Below are 19,472 nucleotides of genomic sequence, written 5' to 3'. Positions count from 1 at the left end.
ATTGATGAAGATAAAAAGCTATATACTATGTTGTGCGATGCTGTGTGTCTTGACAGTTCGCGCACAGATTAAAGGCATTCCGGCTTCGCTACTGACGCTAGATGAGCAATCTTATGAACAAGCAAAGCCTTGGGTGGTTTGGTATTTTATGCATGCCAGCTATTCCAAGGAAGGGATCACTGCTGATCTGCAAGCCATGGCGGCTAACAATATTGCGGGAGCCTACTTTACACCCATCAAAGCGAAGACAAACCCGCCTTTGTTTGAGCCCGCTTCCGAAACCTTAACGCCCGAATGGTGGGAAATGTTCCGCCACATCGTGTCTGAGGCAAAGAAGTATAATATCAAGATCGCCATGTTTCCTAATGACGGTTTTGCCACCGCCGGTGGGCCTTGGATAACACCGGAAAAATCTATGCAGAAAATTGTTGCTGCTGATACCGTTGTCTCATCCAACGGGAAGAAAAAACTCCGCGTGCAGCTGCCACAGCCCGAGCGCAACGAAGGCTATTATGAAGATATTCAGCTCTACGCTATTGCGCAGCCTCAAACCTATAAAAATAGTTTCACACACCCACCAAAGGTAAGCAGCAGCTATGACGAAGATCTGCAGCGTTTAGTGAGCAAAGGCAACGACAAACATTTTGCTACTTCTCAACCTGGCTGGATACAGTATGAATTTAAAGAGCCCTTTGCCGCCAATGCATTGAAAATTGAATGGAAAGCATCCAATTATCAGGCGAATCGTTTAAAAATACTTATCAGTGACGATGGTAAAAGCTTTCGACCACTAGTACAGTTGCAGGCGCCGCGTATGGGATGGCTCGACTGGGATAACGGCGTCACGCATACACTTCCCCATACGAAAGCGAAATTCTACCGCTTCGTCTACGATCCGAAAGGATCCGAGCCGGGCGCAGAAGATTTGGATGTCGCAAAGTGGAAGCCGTCTTTGAAATTACTGGGAATTACGCTTTCCGAAGAAGCAAAAATAAATCAGATAGAAAGTAAAACCGCTGAAATATGGCGCGTTTCATTACCAACAGCGGGGACAGAAATTCCCGATAAAAACATCATCCATCAGCAAGATATTCGCGTATTGAATTCCCCATCAAAATCTGGCATGATTGATCTGGATCTGCCAAAAGGATCATGGAAAATCTTACGTATCGGGCATACAAGTACCGGTCATAAGAATGAGACGGCGGGTGCAGCAAAAGGACTGGAATGCGATAAACTCGATGCCGATGTGGTGGCCTTCCAATTTGAGCAATGGTATGGCAAAGCCAAGAAAGCCGTCGAACCTAATTTATCGAAGGAGGTACTTACCGTATTCCATATTGATTCTTGGGAGTCTGGCAGCCAAAACTGGACGCGGCGTATGGCCGAAGAGTTTAAAAAGCGTCGTGGCTATTCGCTCGATAAATACATGCCGGTACTAGCTGGCTACGTTCTCCATAGTGCCGAGGCCTCAGAGTCGTTCCTACACGATTACCGCGAGACCATTGCAGAACTTTTGCTGGAAAAAGGTTTTAAAACCTTAAAGCAGATGTGTGACAAATATGAGGTAGAATTTACGGCCGAAACGACTGCTCCAGTGATGGCTAGTGACGGTCTATCACACTTTAGTCTTACAGATCGAACGATGGGTGAATTTTGGTTCAGAAGCCCATCACATGACAAGCCCAATGATGTGCTGGATGCCGTATCTGGCGCACACATCTATGGGAAAAATGTCGTTATGTCAGAAGCATTCACGCAGATTCGTATGGAATGGGACGAACATCCGCGCCTTTTAAAACCTGTACAAGATTTAAACTACGCTTTGGGCGTAAACAATTTGGCGTACCATGTCTATGTGCATAATCCCTGGATGGACCGCAAGCCGGGCATGACACTGGACGGCATCGGCACCTATTTCCAACGTGATCAAATCTGGTGGAAACCAGGGAAAGCCTGGGTGGATTATGCCATTCGCACACAGCAATTGCTTCAGCAAGGGAAACCCGTAAAAGATGTTGCGGTATTTATTGGCGAGGAAGTACCTCGACGTGCAATCCTTCCAGATAGACTCGTAGGCGTATTGCCGGGCATCATTGGCGCTGATCGCGTGAGCCGGACCGCAGAAAAGCTGGCAAACGAAGGGCAACCGTTACAAAAGATAGCGAGCGTGAGCACCTCTGCAAATATGTATAGCACGATGGATTGGATTGATCCCCTACGCGGTTATGCCTACGACTCTTTCAATCCGCATGCGCTACTAGCATATGCGAAGGTAAGGGACGGCGCCGTGCAGTTTGCCGACCATATCGCCTATAAAATATTGGTTGTGCCGGGAAAACACTTGTTAAATCCAAACCCTGAGGCCAGCTCACTGGCCGTGCTGTCTAAATTCGCGTCTTTGATCGATGAAGGGGCAACTATTCTATTCGAAACAAAACCAACAAAATCAATCGGCCATCTTTCATCAAGCGATTCATCGGCCTTTCAAGCGCTCCTAAACCAATTATTTAACGGCATGACGAACGAAAACGGTATGCTGACAAAAACAATTGGTAAAGGAAAAATCCACCTCGGCGCATATAAAGCAGCCGACTTCAACCCATTGGGGATAGCGGAAGACTTAATTATTGACGACAAAAAAACAACGAGCATCGCATGGAATCACCGTCGTTTCGCCGGAACAGATAGCTATTTTTTAAGCAATCAGGACAGCGTCTCGCGCAAAGCAGTGCTTTCTTTCCGAACCAATGCGTCCCATGTCTACCTGTACGACGCTGTGAATGATGAGCTAAATGCAATTCCAGCACAACGGAAAGGGCAACGCACGGAGGCAACAGTAGATTTCGCACCTCATCAAGCGCTTTTTGTGTTATTGAGCGAGGCAGATGTGCGTTTGCCGAACTGGAAAATACAGCGAACAGAAACGGTAAAAGGGGACTGGACCTTACAGCTGGAAGGGCAGGAAGACAACAAAATAAATCAGAAAACACCAGCTTTTTGGACGGAGTCCACAACGGATGAGGTACGCTATCATGCTGGAAAGGGCACATACGCGCTCCATTTTAAGCAGACCGGCAGCTCGAAAGGGCAACGTGTCGCACTTCAACTCGATGATGTGGAAGGAATGGCGGAGGTAGTATTGAATGGAAAACCTGTGGGCGTCATCTGGGCGAAACCCTATGAAATTGATGTGACTGATTTTCTCCAAAACGGTAGTAATCGATTGGAAATTAGTGTCTACCACACTTGGGGAAACCGTTTTGGCTACGAAGCTAGCGGTAAGGCCAAAGAAAAAATAATGCAAACGACTGCAACACCTAAATTCTTGAAGCCGCTGCAACCTGCTGGCTTGTCCGGCAATGTGGCGTTGCTGTGGTACAAAGAGATACAGGAGCACAATAATAAAAACTTAAAGGCGAGGGATAAACGATGATGATGAATAGAAAAATATACGGCGTAGGCTTGGCATTCCTATGTTTATGTACGGGGATGTCAGCGCAAGAGAAGGCTATAACCAATACAAGTGCTAGCCCATTTGCTGTGCAAAAAGCGGTGGATATGGGTGATGTGTCTTGGACAAAAGGCTTTTGGGCCGACCGCACAGCGACTTGCTATCAGCAAATGGTACCAAACCTGTGGGATATGTATACCCGCGCGGACATCAGCCATGCTTACCGAAATTTTGAGATAGCGGCCGGACTGGAACAAGGAGAGCACAAAGGGCCATCTTTTCATGACGGCGACTTTTATAAAACGCTGGAGGCGGTTTGCGCGCTCTACGCACAGACGAAAGATAAAAAGCTTTTGCAGATGATCGATCAAGTCATCCCGGTTATTGCCAAAGCGCAGCGTGCGGATGGCTATATCTATACTAAAGCAACGATAGACCAGCGTAATGCCGGTGAGAACATCGAATTTCAGGATAGATTAAGTTTTGAATCGTACAACATCGGCCACTTGATGACTGCTGGCTGTATTCATTATCGTGTCACCGGCCAACGTGATTTGTTGGATATCGCAATAAAGGCAGCCGATTACCTCTACGGATTCTATAAAAAATCAAACCCTACGTTAGCGCGCAATGCCATCTGCCCGTCGCATTATATGGGTACGGTTGAACTATATCGCACGACCAAGGAACCGAAGTACTTGGAGCTCGCAAAGCATCTGGTGGATATCAAAGGCGAGATCGAGGATGGTACCGATGACAACCAAGACCGGATTCCCTTTAGAAAACAAAACAAGGCAATGGGACATGCGGTACGCGCTAGCTACCTCTATGCAGGTGTAGCAGATCTTTGTGCCGAGCTGCAGGATACCACGCTAAGTAACCGCCTGTTTGCCATATGGGAAGATGTCGTGAAACACAAGATGTATATCACAGGTGGACTTGGTGCGCTTTACGATGGAACATCGCCGGATGGTACTTCATACGACCCGACAGAAGTGCAAAAGATACACCAGGCTTTCGGTCGGGATTATCAGCTGCCCAACCTAACTGCACACAATGAAACCTGTGCCAACATCGGTAACATGTTGTGGAATTGGCGGATGACGAATTTTACAGGCGATGCAAAATACATGGATGTTTTAGAACTCGCACTTTACAACTCCGTATTATCAGGAATCAGCTTAGACGGTGACAAGTTCTTATACACCAACCCGCTCAGCTATTCTACAAATTTACCCTTCCAGCAACGCTGGTCGAAAAAGCGCGTGCCTTATATTGCACTTTCCAACTGCTGCCCGCCTAATGTCGTACGTACGATAGCCGAGGTCGCTAACTACGCCTACGGGCTATCCGACAAGGCAGTATGGGTGAATCTCTATGGCGGAAATATGTTAAATACAAACTTTAACGGAAAATCCATCAAAATCAAACAAGAATCAAATTACCCTTGGGATGGCGATGCGCTGTTTACGCTGGAAGATATTCCACGCGACTATGAGCTGAAATTCCGTATTCCCGGTTGGTCGTCCAATGCCGAAGTAACCCTGAACAACAAAAAGGTAAATTTTGAGATGGATAAAGGCTACGCTGTCATTAGAGGTGCTTGGAAAAAAGGCGATCGCATCCGCGTACATCTTCCCATGGAAGTAGAGTTTATGGAGGCAAACCCGTTGGTGGAAGAAACACGTAATCAGATTGCCGTTAAACGCGGCCCCGTCGTTTATTGCTTAGAGCATGCTGATGTTGCTAATGAAAAAGATCTTTTCGCACTGAAAATCAATTCCGCAGAGCGTTTCGAACCCGTTCATGATGCCGTGCTGGGTCAGGATCTAGTTTTTTTGGAGGGGAAGGCATATACCGATGATAGAAGCGAATGGAATAGCCTATATCGGAAAGTATCGAAGGATGATAAAAAAGAGGTATCCGTAAGACTTATTCCTTATTTTGCATGGGGCAACCGTGAATTTGGTGATATGTCGGTGTGGCTTCCGGCATTTTAGTCCAGCTACTCTTTTATAAATATTGATTTGCTATCCGTGAAAAATTTAGTCTTCATTCTATTTCTCTGCTGCTCGGTATCCATCAAGGCCGAGGTTCGTCTTTCTGCCATCTTTACAGATGGAATGGTTTTGCAGCAAGGGAAAAGTGTCCCCATTTGGGGTTGGGCAAAACCTGCTGCGCAGGTAGAGGTTCGCACCTCTTGGGATGGAAAATCCTATTCCGTTCGTGCAAATAGTGAAGGCGCTTGGCGCTTGGATATACGGACGGCGAAGGCCGGCGGCCCTTATACCATCCGCGTGAAGGAAAGCAATACCATCACGCTGCAAGATGTTTGGCTGGGTGAAGTGTGGCTTTGCTCAGGACAATCGAATATGGAAATGCCCATGAAAGGATATCCAGCGCAGCCTATCGCGGGAAGTACGGAGGCGATCTTAGACAGTGAAGACAAGTTGCTGCGCTTTTATACCGTGCCAAGAAACCCATTGCTTAAGCCCGCTTCCGAGAGCAAGCCTAGCAGCTGGAAAGCCGCCAGCCCGGCAACAGTAGCTAATTTCAGTGCAACCGCCTATTTTTTCGGAAAGCGCTTACGGCAGCAATTGAATGTGCCTGTTGGTCTTATCCACAGCAGCTATGGTGGTTCCAATGTCGAGGCTTGGATGGATGCGGCTTGGTTGGCCGATCAGGAAGATGTAATAATCCCGAGCAGTACAGAAGGATTGAAAGATAAAAATAGAGCGCCTACGATGCTGTACAACGGGATGATACATCCTATCGTAGGCTATGGGATAAAAGGCATCATCTGGTATCAGGGAGAGTCCAATTACGAACGCGCAGCAAGTTATGACATCCTTTTTCCAAGAATGGTCGAAAAATACCGGGAGCTTTGGAAAGATGCGCAAATGCCATTCTATTTTACGCAAATTGCCCCATTCAACTATGCAGCTCTACCGCCGTTTCATGTGGAAGAGCAATATAATTCCGCCTACCTGCGCGATGCGCAACGAAAGTCGTTGGATAAGCTTTCCAACAGCGGAATGGCTGTGACCATGGACTTAGGTGAAGAAAACTGCATACACCCTGCAAAAAAGAAAGAGGGCGGCGACCGTTTAGCGTTGCTGGCACTCGGCGGAAGCTATGGTTTTGATGCGATCGCCTATCGTAGTCCGGTCTATGACAGCATAGCGGTACAGGGAAGCACCGTACTGGTGTATTTTAAAGATGCACCATTGGGTCTTACCGCTTTTGGAAAGGAAATAAAAACCCTAGAAATAGCGGGTGAAAATAAGGTGTTTGTTCTCGCTACAGCCGTGATTCAAGGAAAAACGTTGTCGGTCTCTTCGCCCCGCGTTGCAAAGCCTGTCGCGGTACGCTATGCTTTCAAAGATTTTATTATTGGCGATTTGTTTGGTGTAAACGGACTTCCGGTAAGTTCATTCCGTACAGACGACTGGTAAAGGAATACAACTATGACATTCAACAATCTTTTCCTCGTTCTCCTTTGCGTTTTTTGCCAAGCTACATCGTCGATGGCGCAATCTTTCTCTTGGAAAGATTACAATATCCTGTGGACAAGCCCTAGTAAGAATGCGGCTGAATCTATGCCCGTCGGTGGGGGCGATATTGGTTTAAACGTATGGGTGGAAAACGGCGATGTATTCTTTTACTTAGGTAAGAGCGGCGCTTTCGACGAAAACAATATGCTGTTAAAATTAGGTCGAGTCAGACTTAAGCTTGCTCCAAACCCATTCGAGGGCAACAACTTTCGGCAAGAGTTGAAGCTCGAAGAAGGACATATAGTTATCGCAGGCCAGGGAAATGGTGTAAAAGCAGAATTGAACCTTTGGGTAGATGTGCATGCACCTAATGTCCACGTAGAACTCAGCGCTGATAAGAAAGTGACGATGGAAGCCATTTACGAAAACTGGCGATTCGAGGATCTATTTCCTAAAAAGAAGGAAAATAATGCAAACTCCTGGAAGTGGGCGCCGCCTGCTCCCGTTGTTACGCATCGTGATAGCGTAAAAGCAATAGACAATGCCATCGTCTTCTACCACCAAAATCGAGATACGACAGCCTTTGATATTGTGGTTAAACAGCAGCAGCTAGACGCTGTTAAAGATTCCCTTTTCAACCCGCTGAAGCATTTGATTTCGGGTGGCATGATGAAGGGAAAAGGAATGGTGTTTGCCGGTGAACAGCAAGGTCGTTACATGGACACCGACTACAAAGGTTGGTCGCTAAAAAGTAAAAGCCCCGCGCGGAGGCATCGCTTGCAAGTGACGCTCTTGGCGAAACAGAGTCCACAGCTTGCAAGCTGGAAAGCCGAACTGGAAAAATCAGCAACACCAGATCAAACCTACACCACCGCTCGCCAAAATACGATAAGCTGGTGGAAGGAGTTTTGGTCGCGCAGCCATATCGCCATTCGGCCGTCGGGCCAGCATCAGCAAAGTCCGGAATGGCAAGTAGGGCGAAACTACCAACTGTTTCGCTATATGCTCGGGTGCAATGCTTACGGCGGATATCCGACGAAATTTAACGGCGGCCTTTTTACCTATGATCCATCTGCTGTAGACAGCAGCTTTACCTTTACCCCAGATTTCCGCAATTGGGGAGGCGGCACCCATACCGCACAAAATCAGCGATTGGTATACTGGCCCATGTTGAAAAGTGGCGATCATGATATGATGGCTTCCCAATTTAAGTTTTACCTCGGTTTGCAGCGTAATGCCGAATGGCGAAGCAAGGTCTATTGGAACCATGGCGGCGCTAGTTTTACGGAGCAGCTTGAAAACTTTGGCTTACCAAATCCGGCAGAATATAACTGGAAACGCCCGAGCGATTACGATCCAGGTTTGGAATACAATGCTTGGCTGGAATACCAATGGGATACCGTTCTAGAATTTTGTATGATGATGCTGGAGACAGGCAGCTACGCTGGTGAAGACGTAAAGCCCTATCTTCCGTTTATCGAAAGCTGTATTCTTTTTTTTGATGAGCATTATCAATACCGCGCACGTAAGCTTGGGAGCAAAGCTTTGGACCAGCAGGGACATTTGGTGTTCTACCCCGGATCTTCGGCAGAGACCTACAAAATGGCCTACAATGCCTCCACTACGATAGCAGCACTCCAACAGGTCACGAAACAAACCTTGCGTTTGCCAGATGACCAGCTTGATAGTCGCCGTCGCAGCTACTTCGAAACGTTTTTAAAGAAAATACCACCCTTGCCGATTCGCCAGCTAGATGGACGAGCTATGCTTGCGCCGGCACAAGTTTGGGCACGTGTCAATAATACAGAGGCGCCGCAGCTATACCCCGTATATCCGTGGGGAATATATGGTGTTGGAAAGGCCGGTCTTGACACCGCTCGCAATACCTATCTTCATGATCCTGATGTGTTGAAATTTAGAAGCCATGTGGGCTGGAAGCAAGACAATATATTTGCTGCGCGTCTTGGCTTTACAGAAGAAGCGAAACGTTTAACGCTGTTAAAACTAGGTAATGCGGATCGCCGCTTTCCAACATTTTGGGGTCCTGGATTTGATTGGGTGCCGGACCATAACTGGGGCGGGTCTGGAATGATAGGCTTACAGGAAATGTTGCTGCAAACGGCCGACGAAAAGATTATGCTTTTTCCGGCATGGCCTAAAGATTGGGATGTGGATTTCAAACTCCATGCACCACAACAAACGACGGTAAGCGGGCAATTGCGCAACGGTAAATTGGTCAACTTGCAGGTTTTTCCTGCCCATCGATCACAAGATGTAGTCAATATGCTGGAATAGCGCATGAATTGCCCGATAACGACGTTATACAGGGTAAAAGGTGTTAGCATGACAGTGCATAACAGTTTTTACCTCGAATCCCTTTATCTTGGAGCATCATTATGAATCTATCTTATTTTAATACATAATTTATGAATGCATTAGCAGGAGTTATATTTCACTTCATTGGGGGATTTGCGTCAGGAAGCTTTTACGTTCCTTACAAAAAGGTGAAAGGATGGTCTTGGGAGGCCATGTGGATTTTGGGTGGATTATTCTCCTGGATTATTGTGCCGCCGATTGCTGCATGGATTACCATTCCTAACTTTCCAGAGATTATTCAAGAAGCCGGAACATCCACTTTAGGGTATACCTTTTTATTCGGTCTGCTGTGGGGAATCGGTGGCCTTACCTACGGTTTAGGCGTTCGTTATCTCGGCGTCTCCTTGGGCAGTAGCGTGATCCTGGGTTTAAGCATGGTGTTTGGCTCCTTGATGCCTGCTATCTATTATTATTTCAATCAAGCTCCTGGCAAGCAGGGTATTGATTATTTCTTCACGACGAATGCCGGGTTATGTGTCATGTTCGGTTTGCTGGTGTGCGTTGTGGGAATTTACCTCTGCGGACGGGCGGGTATGCTGAAAGAGCGAAGCCTGTCCAGCTTGTCAGCAGAAACGAAATCCGACTTTAACTTCGGAATAGGTATCGCTGTTGCGATTGTCTCGGGCGTGTTAAGTGCTTGCTTCAATTTTGGCATCGAAGCCGGAAAGCCTATGGCAGATGTTGCCAATGAACTTTGGAAAGCGACGAATCCCGGCCAGGGAGAATTTCTTTACCAAAACAACGTCACGTACATCGTGATCCTTTGGGGTGGTTTTACCACCAATGTCTTGTGGTGTTTATACCTGCTGGCGAAAAACAAAACATTTTCCGATTATGGGAAGGCTTCCGCACCGCTTGGAAAAAACCTTTTGCTATGCGCACTGGGTGGTACGACTTGGTACCTGCAGTTCTTTTTCTATGGCATGGGCGAAAGCCGGTTGGGTAATGGCGCAAGCTCTTGGATCTTGCACATGGCCTTTATCATCTTAATTTCCAATGCTTGGGGCGTCATTTTAAAGGAGTGGAAGGGAGTGAATAAGTCTACCTACACCTCGATCATTGCAGGTATTGTGACCATTATCCTCTCCATTTGTATTGTTGGATTTGCAAAAACATTAGAATAGTAAACATAAAAAATTTGAGTCGTGAAAGAATATAAACACGTAAACTACTTGTGGGATGACGCGAAAGCAAAATCACTTGAAGGTGATGAAGTTGCTTTATTGTTGTATCGTTCCAATTTATTGGGATCAGACCTAAGAATTACCAACTATGGCGGTGGTAATACCTCGTGCAAAATGATCGATAAGGATCCGTTGACGGGTGAAGAAGTGGAAGTAATGTGGATTAAAGGCTCTGGCGGCGATATCGGGACACTTAAAAAATCTGGTTTAGCCGCACTTTATGTAGAGCGTCTGCGCAATCTCGAGAAAGTATACCGCGGTATCGAGCATGAAGATGAAATGGTGGAATTATTTAACCATTGCATCTTCGACTTAGCATCGAAAGCCCCATCTATTGATACACCGCTTCATGGTTTTTTGCCATTTAAGCATATTGATCACCTACATCCGGATGCAGCCATTGCTATCGCTGCTGCTAAAGACGGAAAGAAAATAACACAAGAGCTATTTAACGGACAAATAGGTTGGGTAGAATGGCAGAAGCCAGGTTTTGACCTCGGTTTACAGCTGCGCGCTTGCTTGGAAGAAAACCCGGGCATACGCGGTATCATGTTAGGCTCTCACGGTTTATTTACTTGGGGAGACACGGCGTATGAGAGCTACGTAAATTCTCTAGATGTAATTGAGGCTTGCGCCACCTATCTGGAAGAGAATTACGGCAAAACAAGACCTGTGTTTGGTGGTCAGAAAGTAGAGAGCATTGCTGCTGAAGATCGCAAAGAGCAGGCTGCACAATTAGCACCTATACTCCGCGGTTTCTGTTCAAGCGAGCGTCCCATGATTGGCCATTTCACCGATGATGAAAAGGTATTGGAATATATCAATTCGAACGATCTTGAACGTTTAGCACCACTGGGCACGAGCTGTCCTGATCACTTCTTACGTACCAAAATTCAACCATTGGTCTTGAACTTGGATAAAAATGCTGACCTCAGCGACGTAGAAGCTGTTAAAGCTCAGCTGGCTCCCCTGTTTGATGATTACAGAGCAATGTATACCGAATACTATGAAACCTGTAAACATGAAAACAGCCCGGCAATCCGCGATCGTAATCCAGTGATCATTTTGTATCCGGGTGTCGGTATGTTTGCTTTTGCGAAAGACAAACAAACGACGCGCGTGGCTGCTGAATTTTACATCAATGCCATCAACGTCATGAAAGGCTCGGAGGCGGTGAGCGAATATACCTCGTTACCGCGTCAGGAAGCATTCAATATTGAATACTGGTTGCTTGAAGAGGCAAAGCTGCAACGTATGCCAAAGCCTAAGCCTTTATCTGGAAAGATAGCCTTGGTAACAGGTAGCGCAGGTGGTATTGGTAAAGCTATTGCAAAGAAATTTGCGAATGAAGGAGCTGTCGTCGTTTTAAATGATATGAATGCAGAGCGTCTTGCTGGTGCCGAAGAGGAATTTATTGGTTTGTTTGGCAAAGATGCGGTAACCACGGCTGAGCTGGATGTTACTAATCAAGAGCAGATTGAAGAAGCGCTTAAAAAAGCAGCGTTAGCTTTTGGTGGAGTGGACATCATTGTGAACAACGCCGGTCTATCCATTTCGAAAACCATCGAAGACCATACCCAGAAAGATTGGGATTTGCTATACAATGTTTTAGTAAAAGGACAGTTTTTGGTAACGCAGGCCGCTACCAAAGTATTAAAAGCACAGGCTATTGGTGGCGATGTAGTCAATATAGTAAGTAAAAATGCATTGGTCAGTGGGCCCAACAATGCAGGCTATGGAAGTGCCAAAGCAGCGCAACTGCATTTAAGTCGCTTGAATGCGGCAGAGCTAGGTGCCGCTGGAGTTCGCGTTAACGTAGTTAACCCAGATGCTGTAATCTCCGATAGTAATATTTGGGCTGGTGGCTGGGCCGAAGGTCGTGCCAAAGCCTATGGCGTTACAGTAGAGGAACTTCCTGCCTACTATGCAAAACGTACCTTGTTAAATCAAATCATCCTACCAGACGATATTGCGAACGCATGTTTCACTTTTGTAGGTGGTAATTTGAGCAAATCGACAGGCAACGTGCTTAACGTCGACGGCGGTGTAGCTATGGCGTTTGTACGATAAGGGTGAGTTAGATAAGTTCATTGCGAGAAAGAGGAACACGGCCAGCGCCGAAAGAAGCCAGTCTAGCGTTTGAAAAAATGCAGATTGCCACGTCATACTTCCTCGCAATGACGCATTTTATATTGCGAAAAGGAGGAACTCGAAGTCCACGAAGGGAAGCTAATCTTGTGTTTGAGAAATGCAGATTGCCACGTCATACTTCCTCGCAATGACGCATTTTTTAACTTTTTAATTTTTACTTTTTAATTTTTAAAATGAAAATAGATAAAAAACATATAGAACACCATAACGAGCAGTTGAAAGCAAAGCACCAACGTGCTTTCGACTACCTCGCTGAAGATATAACCCATGTTGAGGAGATTATTGCGAAGCTGGAAAAATTTCAGATCGCTATTCCGAGCTGGGCGTTGGGCACGGGCGGTACGCGTTTTGGTCGTTTTTCGGGCAAAGGCGAGCCAGGCACCTTAGAACAGAAAATTGAAGATGTAGGTTTATTGCATGCATTAAACCGGTCTAGCGGAGCAATATCCTTGCACATCCCTTGGGATATTCCGCAAGATGCCGAAAACATAAAGGCATTAGCAGCTTCATTCGGTTTGGCATTTGATGCGGTGAATTCCAATACCTTTCAAGATCAACCTGATCAAGAATACAGCTACAAGTTTGGTTCATTGCAGCACGTCGATCCCAACGTACGCAAGCAGGCAGTGCAGCACAATATCGACGTTATTAACCACGGCATCGCGTTGGGGTCAAAAGCATTAACCGTATGGTTGGCCGACGGCTCCTCGTTCCCTGGTCAATTAAACTTCCGCGAAGCCTTCCAAAATACCTTAGAAAGTTTAAAGGCAATCTATGCCCATCTTCCTGAAGATTGGAAGCTGTTTGTGGAATATAAAGCTTTTGAGCCCAATTTTTACTCCACGACAATTGCCGACTGGGGGCAGTCCTTACTATTGGCCAATAAGTTGGGCGACAAAGCATACACGCTTGTCGATTTGGGCCACCACTTGCCAAACGCCAATATCGAACAAATCGTATCGCTATTGCTGATGGAAGGAAAACTAGCCGGATTCCATTTCAACGATAGTAAATATGCAGATGATGATTTGACTGCGGGCAGCGTTAAGCCTTATCAACTCTTTTTGATTTTTAACGAATTGGTTGAGGGAATGGATGCGAGAGGCATTGATCACGCGACTGGCTTGGGCTGGATGATCGACGCATCACACAATTTGAAAGATCCGTTAGTCGACTTGCTACAGTCGGTAGACGCTATAAAGTTAGCTTACGCACAAGCACTATTGGTGGATCGCGAGGCTTTAAAAGCCGCGCAGCAGCGTAATGATGTAGTTGCGGCGCAAGAGATTTTGCAAAATGCTTACCGTACCGATCTTCGTCCTGTGGTGGCCGAGGCTCGCTTGCGTCAAGGAGCTGCGTTAAATCCTGTTGCCTTGTTTAATGAATTGGACGTTAGAAATAAACTAATAGAAGAGCGTGGCAACCAATCGGTAGCTACGGGTTTATAGTATATATTTATGGGTAAAACACGCATACCAGTTGTTGCTATCTTTGATGTGGGAAAGACAAACAAGAAACTTTTTTTGTTTGACGAGCGCTATCAGATCGTGTTTGAGCGCTCAGCTAGATTTCTGGAAACCGAAGACGAAGATGGTGACGCCTGTGAAAATTTGGAGAGTCTGCGGCTATCCGTTTTCGACTCCCTGCACGAGGTGTTTCGGCGTGATGAATTTGATATTAAAGCTATAAATTTTACTTCGTACGGAGCAAGTTTTGTCTATCTAAATGAGAGCGGTCGTCCATTGACACCGCTCTATAACTATCTGAAGGAATATCCGAAGGCGTTGGAAAGCGCCTTGCATGCTAAATATGGAGGGGTGGGGGCATTCTCGCTACAAACAGCGTCACCCGCATTGGGGAGCCTCAATTCAGGCTTGCAGGTCTACCGCGTTCAGCAGGAAAAGCCCGAGATTTTTGAGAAGGTAAAGTTTGCGTTGCATCTGCCCCAATACCTGAGCTTTCTGGTGTCTGGGCAAATGTATTCGGATATGACAAGCATAGGGTGTCACACGGCGTTATGGGACTATTCAAAGAAAGCATACCATGACTGGGTAACGGATACCGGTATTGAGAAAAAACTTGCACCCATTGTTCAAGGCGATGAAGTATTCTCGGCAGCCTTTCCGGGAAGTACCTATAAAGTAGGAGTAGGCCTGCACGATAGCTCATCCGCGTTGATTCCCTATTTGCTCAATTTTCACGAGCCTTTTGTACTTATATCCACAGGAACTTGGTGTATTTCTTTAAATCCGTTTAATGAAGATGCCTTGACAGAAGAACAGTTGGAGAAAGACTGCTTGTTCTACATGACCTACGCCGGTACACCGGTAAAAGCCTCACGCTTGTTCGCAGGCTACGAGCATGAAACGCAAACAAAACGCATTGCCGATCACTTCCAAGTGACCACCGCGAAGTTTAAGAATATCGAAATCAACTGGTCACTAGTTGAAAAGCTGACGGGAGGAAATAAGACGCCCACGGCGCTCGAAGCATTTCGCAATGTCGACATCAACCAATTCGCAGACCATGTAGAAGCCTATCATGCTTTGATCGTTTATTTAGTTGCAGCGCAAGTAGCCTCCACCAAGCTTACCTTATCCAATAAAAAAATCCAACGGATCTTTGTTGATGGAGGTTTCAGTAAAAACAACATCTTTATGAGCCTCTTGGCAAAGGCTTTTACGGATGTCGAAATCTACGCGGCATCTATGGCGCAGGCCACGGCAATTGGAGCTGCACTGGTCATCCACAAAGAATGGAATAGCCAACCTATCCCAACGAATATTATCGAACTACGCTACTATAGAGCCTAGTCATCATCGATTTTTAACATCATGTATAGCGTGTAGCCAATAGGGTTATACGCTTTTTTTATGCATAGCAAAGCGGCAACCAACGCATTGAGGCACCTAAAACGTTTTCGTAGATAACCATATTTTTACTCGGGATGCTAGCAAATAATTAATATACTTGTATCTATAGCCACGGCTACATGATAGACCATCACCTTGTTATCCTTCTCTTTATGGGAATTGCGACGCGATGAGTGAAGAAGCTAACAGTAATTTATAAACACATACATACTAAATATTCATGATCATGAACTACGTTACCTCGTTCAAAAGATTGCTGCCCGCCTGTGGGTTGTTGTTCTTGTTTTGCTTGCCCACAATAAGTCAGGGACAGCAAGCAGCTTCCAAGAAAGGTTGGAAAGACCTTTTTGATGGCAAAAGTTTGCAGGGTTGGAAAGCAGTAGGCGGAAAAGCCCCATATACCATTGAAAATGGCAACATTGTAGGCACGATGACCAAAGGAACACCAAATTCTTTTTTAATCACAGAAAAGGAATATGGTGATTTTATTCTAGAACTCGACATCAAGCTCGAAGGCGACCAAACAAATTCTGGGGTGCAAACGCGTAGCCATATCGATGCTACCGCTAACAAAGGGCTTGGCCGTGTTTATGGCAGGCAGGTAGAGATTGATCCATCAGCGCGCGCATGGACGGGCGGCATCTATGACGAAGCCCGCAGGAACTGGTTGTATCCGCTGGATTTAAACGAAAAAGCAAAAACAGCCTATAAAAAAGATCAGTTTAACCATGTCCGTATTGAAGCGATAGGCGATGAACTACGCACTTGGATCAATGGCGTGCCGGTAGCTTACGTTGTGGATACGCTTGATGCAACAGGCTTTATCGGCTTGCAGGTGCATAGCGTGCCAGATGCACAAGATGGCAAAAAAGTGTATTTCAAAAATATCCGTATTCAAACCGAAAACCTGAAACCAACGGCCTTTCCAAAAGATATTTACGTTGTCAATCTAAAACCCAATGCATTAAGTGATGCAGAGAAAAAGGCGGGATACAAATTGCTATTCGATGGAAACAGCTCGAACGGATGGCGCAGCGTACGAGGCGATGCATTTCCGAGTAAAGGCTGGGAAGTTAAGAACGGGGAGATCAAAGTATTGCGTTCTGACGGTGGTGAATCCACAAACGGTGGTGATATCATTACGAATGATCAATATGCCGTATTCGATTTATCGTTTGAATTTAAATTGACACCCGGAGCAAATAGCGGTGTTAAGTATTTCGTGACGCTGAAAGAAAAGACCTCAGGTTCTGCTATCGGATTGGAGTATCAGGTGCTTGATGACGAAAAACATCCGGACGCTAAATTGGGCAGAGACGGCAACCGGACATTGGCTTCGTTGTATGATCTGATTACCTCCAACAGAGATGTCCGCGCTCGCCGGCCTATAGGCGAATGGAACCGTGGCCGCGTGGTGGTAACTGCGGATAATATGGTGACACATTATTTGAACGGTGTTAAAATGCTGAGCTACGAACGAGGGTCGAAGAGCTTTAGAGATATTGTTGCGATGAGCAAGTACAAAGATTGGGAGAACTTTGGCGAAGCCAATGCCGGTCATATTCTGCTGCAAGACCACGGAGATAACGTGTCCTTTAGAAGTATAAAAGTGAGAAAATTAAAATAGTGAACCCCAGAAACAAGCAAATCCTATGAATCATTATCTATCACGTCGTAGCTTTATCAGCCGTACAGCAATGGCAGGGGGCGCCGTATTATTGTCAAACAGTATCCTTGGTCAAGTCAAGATGGCCAGTCCTAATGAGCGCGTTAACCTCGCGGGCATAGGGATTGGTTATCGTGGTGGCGAAGTGATCAAAGAATTGTATAAAACAGGCCTATGTAATATCGTTGCATTATGCGATGTGGACATGGGCGCTAAGCATACCCAAGAGCTTATCGCTATGTTTCCCGACGTGCCCCGTTACCAGGATTTCCGGAAAATGTTTGACGAAATGGGCAATAAAATAGATGCTGTAACTGTTGGAACGCCAGACTTTGCACACTTTGCTATCACAATGATGGCCATTGACCTGGGTAAACATGTGTATGTGGAGAAACCCATGGCCAGCACATTTTGGGAAGTGGAGCTAATGATGCAAAAAGCCAAAAAATTTCCGAAAGTGGTAACACAAATGGGAAACCAAGGTCACTCCGAAGCAAATTACTTCCAGTTTAAAGCATGGAAAGATGCCGGCATCATCAAAGATATAACCCGTATTGATGCCCATATGAATATGCCGCGACGCTGGCATGGCTGGGATACCAATATCAGCAACTTCCCTGCAGCAGAGAAAATTCCCGAAACGATGGACTGGGAACTGTGGCAGATGCAAACGCTGGGACACAACTACAATAAAGATTTTGTAAATGGACAATGGCGATGTTGGTTTGATTTTGGGATGGGTGCCTTGGGGGATTGGGGTGCGCACATTTTAGATACTGCTCACCAATTTCTAAATTTAGGACTGCCTACCTCGGTGGAAGCCGTTTCCCTCGAAGGACATAATTCTTTTTTCTTTCCCATGTCGTCCACGCTTAAATTTAGTTTTGCAGCACGCAAAAAGATGCCTGCCTTGGACATCAACTGGTATGATGGCTTGGACAATCTTCCGCCTATTCCAGACGGCTATGGCGTATCTGGGCTCGATCCTAATATTCCGCCGCCAAGCACTGGAAAATTGGAGCCAGCAAAGCTAAATCCCGGAAAAATTATCTACGGCAAAGATCTTACGTTCAAGGGCGGCTCACACGCAAGCACGTTGCAAATCATTCCAGAGGCAAAAGCAAAAGATTTAGCAAACAAACTTCCAGAGGTGCCAGAGTCTCCTTCAAACCACTTTGCTAATTTCTTAAAAGCATGTAAAGGACAGGAAGAAACCCGATCGCCGTTTGCTATTGCAGGTCCGTTGAGCCAGGTCTTTTGTTTAGGCGTTTTAGCACAACGATTAAATGGTAAGCTGCAGTTTGACCCGCAGAGGAAAGAAATTGTGAATGATAAGTTTGCACAAGCGTTATTAGTAGGTCCACCGCCCCGAAAAGGCTGGGAGCAATATTACAGCGTTTAAAGAGTAGTGAGTAATGCGTAGTGCGAATTGAGAATAGATAATAGTATATAGATTTTAGTAGGTAGAAGGGAGTAGTGGGTAATGCGTAGTGCGAATTGCGAATAGATAATAGTATATAGATTTTAGTAGGTAGATGGGAGTAGTGGGTAATGCGTAGTGCGAATTGCGAATAGATAATAGTATATAGATTTTAGTAGGTAGATGGGAGTAGTGGGTAATACGTAGTGCGAATTGCGAATAGATAGTAGTATATAGATTTTAGTAGGTAGAAGGGAGTAGTGGGTAATACGTAGTGCGAATTGAGAATAGATAATAGTATATAGATTTTAGTAGGTAGAGCGTAGTAGTGGGTAATGCGTAGTGCGTATTGCGAATAGATAATAGTATATAGATTTTAGTAGGTAGAAGGGAGTAATTCTTTGTGGAAGTAAAATAGAGTTTTTACTTTTTAATTTTGACTTTTTACTTTCAATTGCGAGCCGGAGGAACGATGGCGCTGCAATTTCCAGTATTGAGTAGTGCGTAGTGGGTAATGAGATAACAAATGTGATAGAGGTGGACGTCATCGCGAGGAGGAGGAGGTACGACGACGCGGCGATCTTTAGTGTTACGTATTGATAAGATTTTAGTACTCAGCATGTGGAATTGGTACTAGCTACATTTTTTTGATTTTTGAATTTTTACTTTTGACTTTTTACTTTTGATTTGCACTTACCCTTATTAAACGAAATGTCGCTTCTTTTTTAGATGATAGTATGTAGTACTTGGTATTTAGAAAAGTTTTGGTTGATAAGTGATTGCAGGGATCATTATTAACGGAAATGTCGCATCAGTTTTGTTGCGTCTGTAGACATTTGCCTTTGCACTATTCG

The 19,472-nt window shown here is 45.6% G+C and carries 10 protein-coding genes; all 10 read left to right on the top strand.

Features of this window, described 5'->3' with window-relative positions; translation table 11 throughout:
- Nucleotides 1-4: 4 nt before the first annotated feature.
- The 10 genes from DI53_RS05740 (at nucleotide 5) to DI53_RS05695 (ending at nucleotide 18,600) form a co-directional block, all read left to right on the top strand.
- A complete protein-coding gene (locus DI53_RS05740; protein ID WP_052072102.1) occupies nucleotides 5-3,436 on the top strand; it encodes a glycosyl hydrolase in 3,432 nt (1,143 codons plus the stop codon).
- Entirely contained in the window at nucleotides 3,433-5,454 is a 2,022-nt protein-coding gene (locus DI53_RS05735) for an aceric acid hydrolase (protein WP_241462379.1), read from the top strand. Before DI53_RS05740 ends, DI53_RS05735 begins: the two co-directional genes overlap by 4 nt.
- A 36-nt stretch (nucleotides 5,455-5,490) precedes the next feature.
- On the top strand, nucleotides 5,491-6,909 hold the full coding sequence (locus DI53_RS05730; protein WP_037496553.1) for a sialate O-acetylesterase: 1,419 nt from the start codon (nucleotides 5,491-5,493) through the stop codon (nucleotides 6,907-6,909).
- A 12-nt stretch (nucleotides 6,910-6,921) separates the two neighbouring features.
- A complete protein-coding gene (locus DI53_RS05725) occupies nucleotides 6,922-9,243 on the top strand; it encodes a DUF5703 domain-containing protein (RefSeq protein WP_037496547.1) in 2,322 nt (773 codons plus the stop codon).
- 131 nt (nucleotides 9,244-9,374) lie between these two features.
- Entirely contained in the window at nucleotides 9,375-10,448 is a 1,074-nt protein-coding gene (rhaT, locus tag DI53_RS05720; RefSeq protein WP_037496545.1) for an L-rhamnose/proton symporter RhaT, read from the top strand.
- A 21-nt stretch (nucleotides 10,449-10,469) separates the two neighbouring features.
- Nucleotides 10,470-12,578: a bifunctional rhamnulose-1-phosphate aldolase/short-chain dehydrogenase gene (locus DI53_RS05715; RefSeq protein ID WP_037496543.1), complete on the top strand. Its 2,109-nt coding sequence runs from the start codon at nucleotides 10,470-10,472 to the stop codon at nucleotides 12,576-12,578.
- A gap of 254 nt (nucleotides 12,579-12,832) precedes the next feature.
- The gene (locus tag DI53_RS05710; protein ID WP_037496541.1) at nucleotides 12,833-14,107 is read left to right on the top strand and encodes a sugar isomerase; all 1,275 of its coding nucleotides are present in this window, start codon (nucleotides 12,833-12,835) and stop codon (nucleotides 14,105-14,107) included.
- A 9-nt stretch (nucleotides 14,108-14,116) separates the two neighbouring features.
- The gene (locus tag DI53_RS05705) at nucleotides 14,117-15,472 is read left to right on the top strand and encodes an FGGY-family carbohydrate kinase (RefSeq protein ID WP_037496538.1); all 1,356 of its coding nucleotides are present in this window, start codon (nucleotides 14,117-14,119) and stop codon (nucleotides 15,470-15,472) included.
- Between the two features lie 286 nt (nucleotides 15,473-15,758).
- Entirely contained in the window at nucleotides 15,759-17,159 is a 1,401-nt protein-coding gene (locus tag DI53_RS05700) for a 3-keto-disaccharide hydrolase (RefSeq protein ID WP_117624855.1), read from the top strand.
- 25 nt (nucleotides 17,160-17,184) lie between these two features.
- Nucleotides 17,185-18,600 (top strand): Gfo/Idh/MocA family oxidoreductase, encoded by a 1,416-nt coding sequence (locus DI53_RS05695; RefSeq protein WP_037496534.1) that lies wholly within the window; start codon nucleotides 17,185-17,187, stop codon nucleotides 18,598-18,600.
- Nucleotides 18,601-19,472: the final 872 nt, after the last annotated feature.

Origin of the sequence: Sphingobacterium deserti, from assembly GCF_000757725.1 — a bacterium.
Lineage (GTDB): Bacteria > Bacteroidota > Bacteroidia > Sphingobacteriales > Sphingobacteriaceae > Sphingobacterium > Sphingobacterium deserti.
This window is presented reverse-complemented; position numbering and strand designations above follow the sequence as displayed.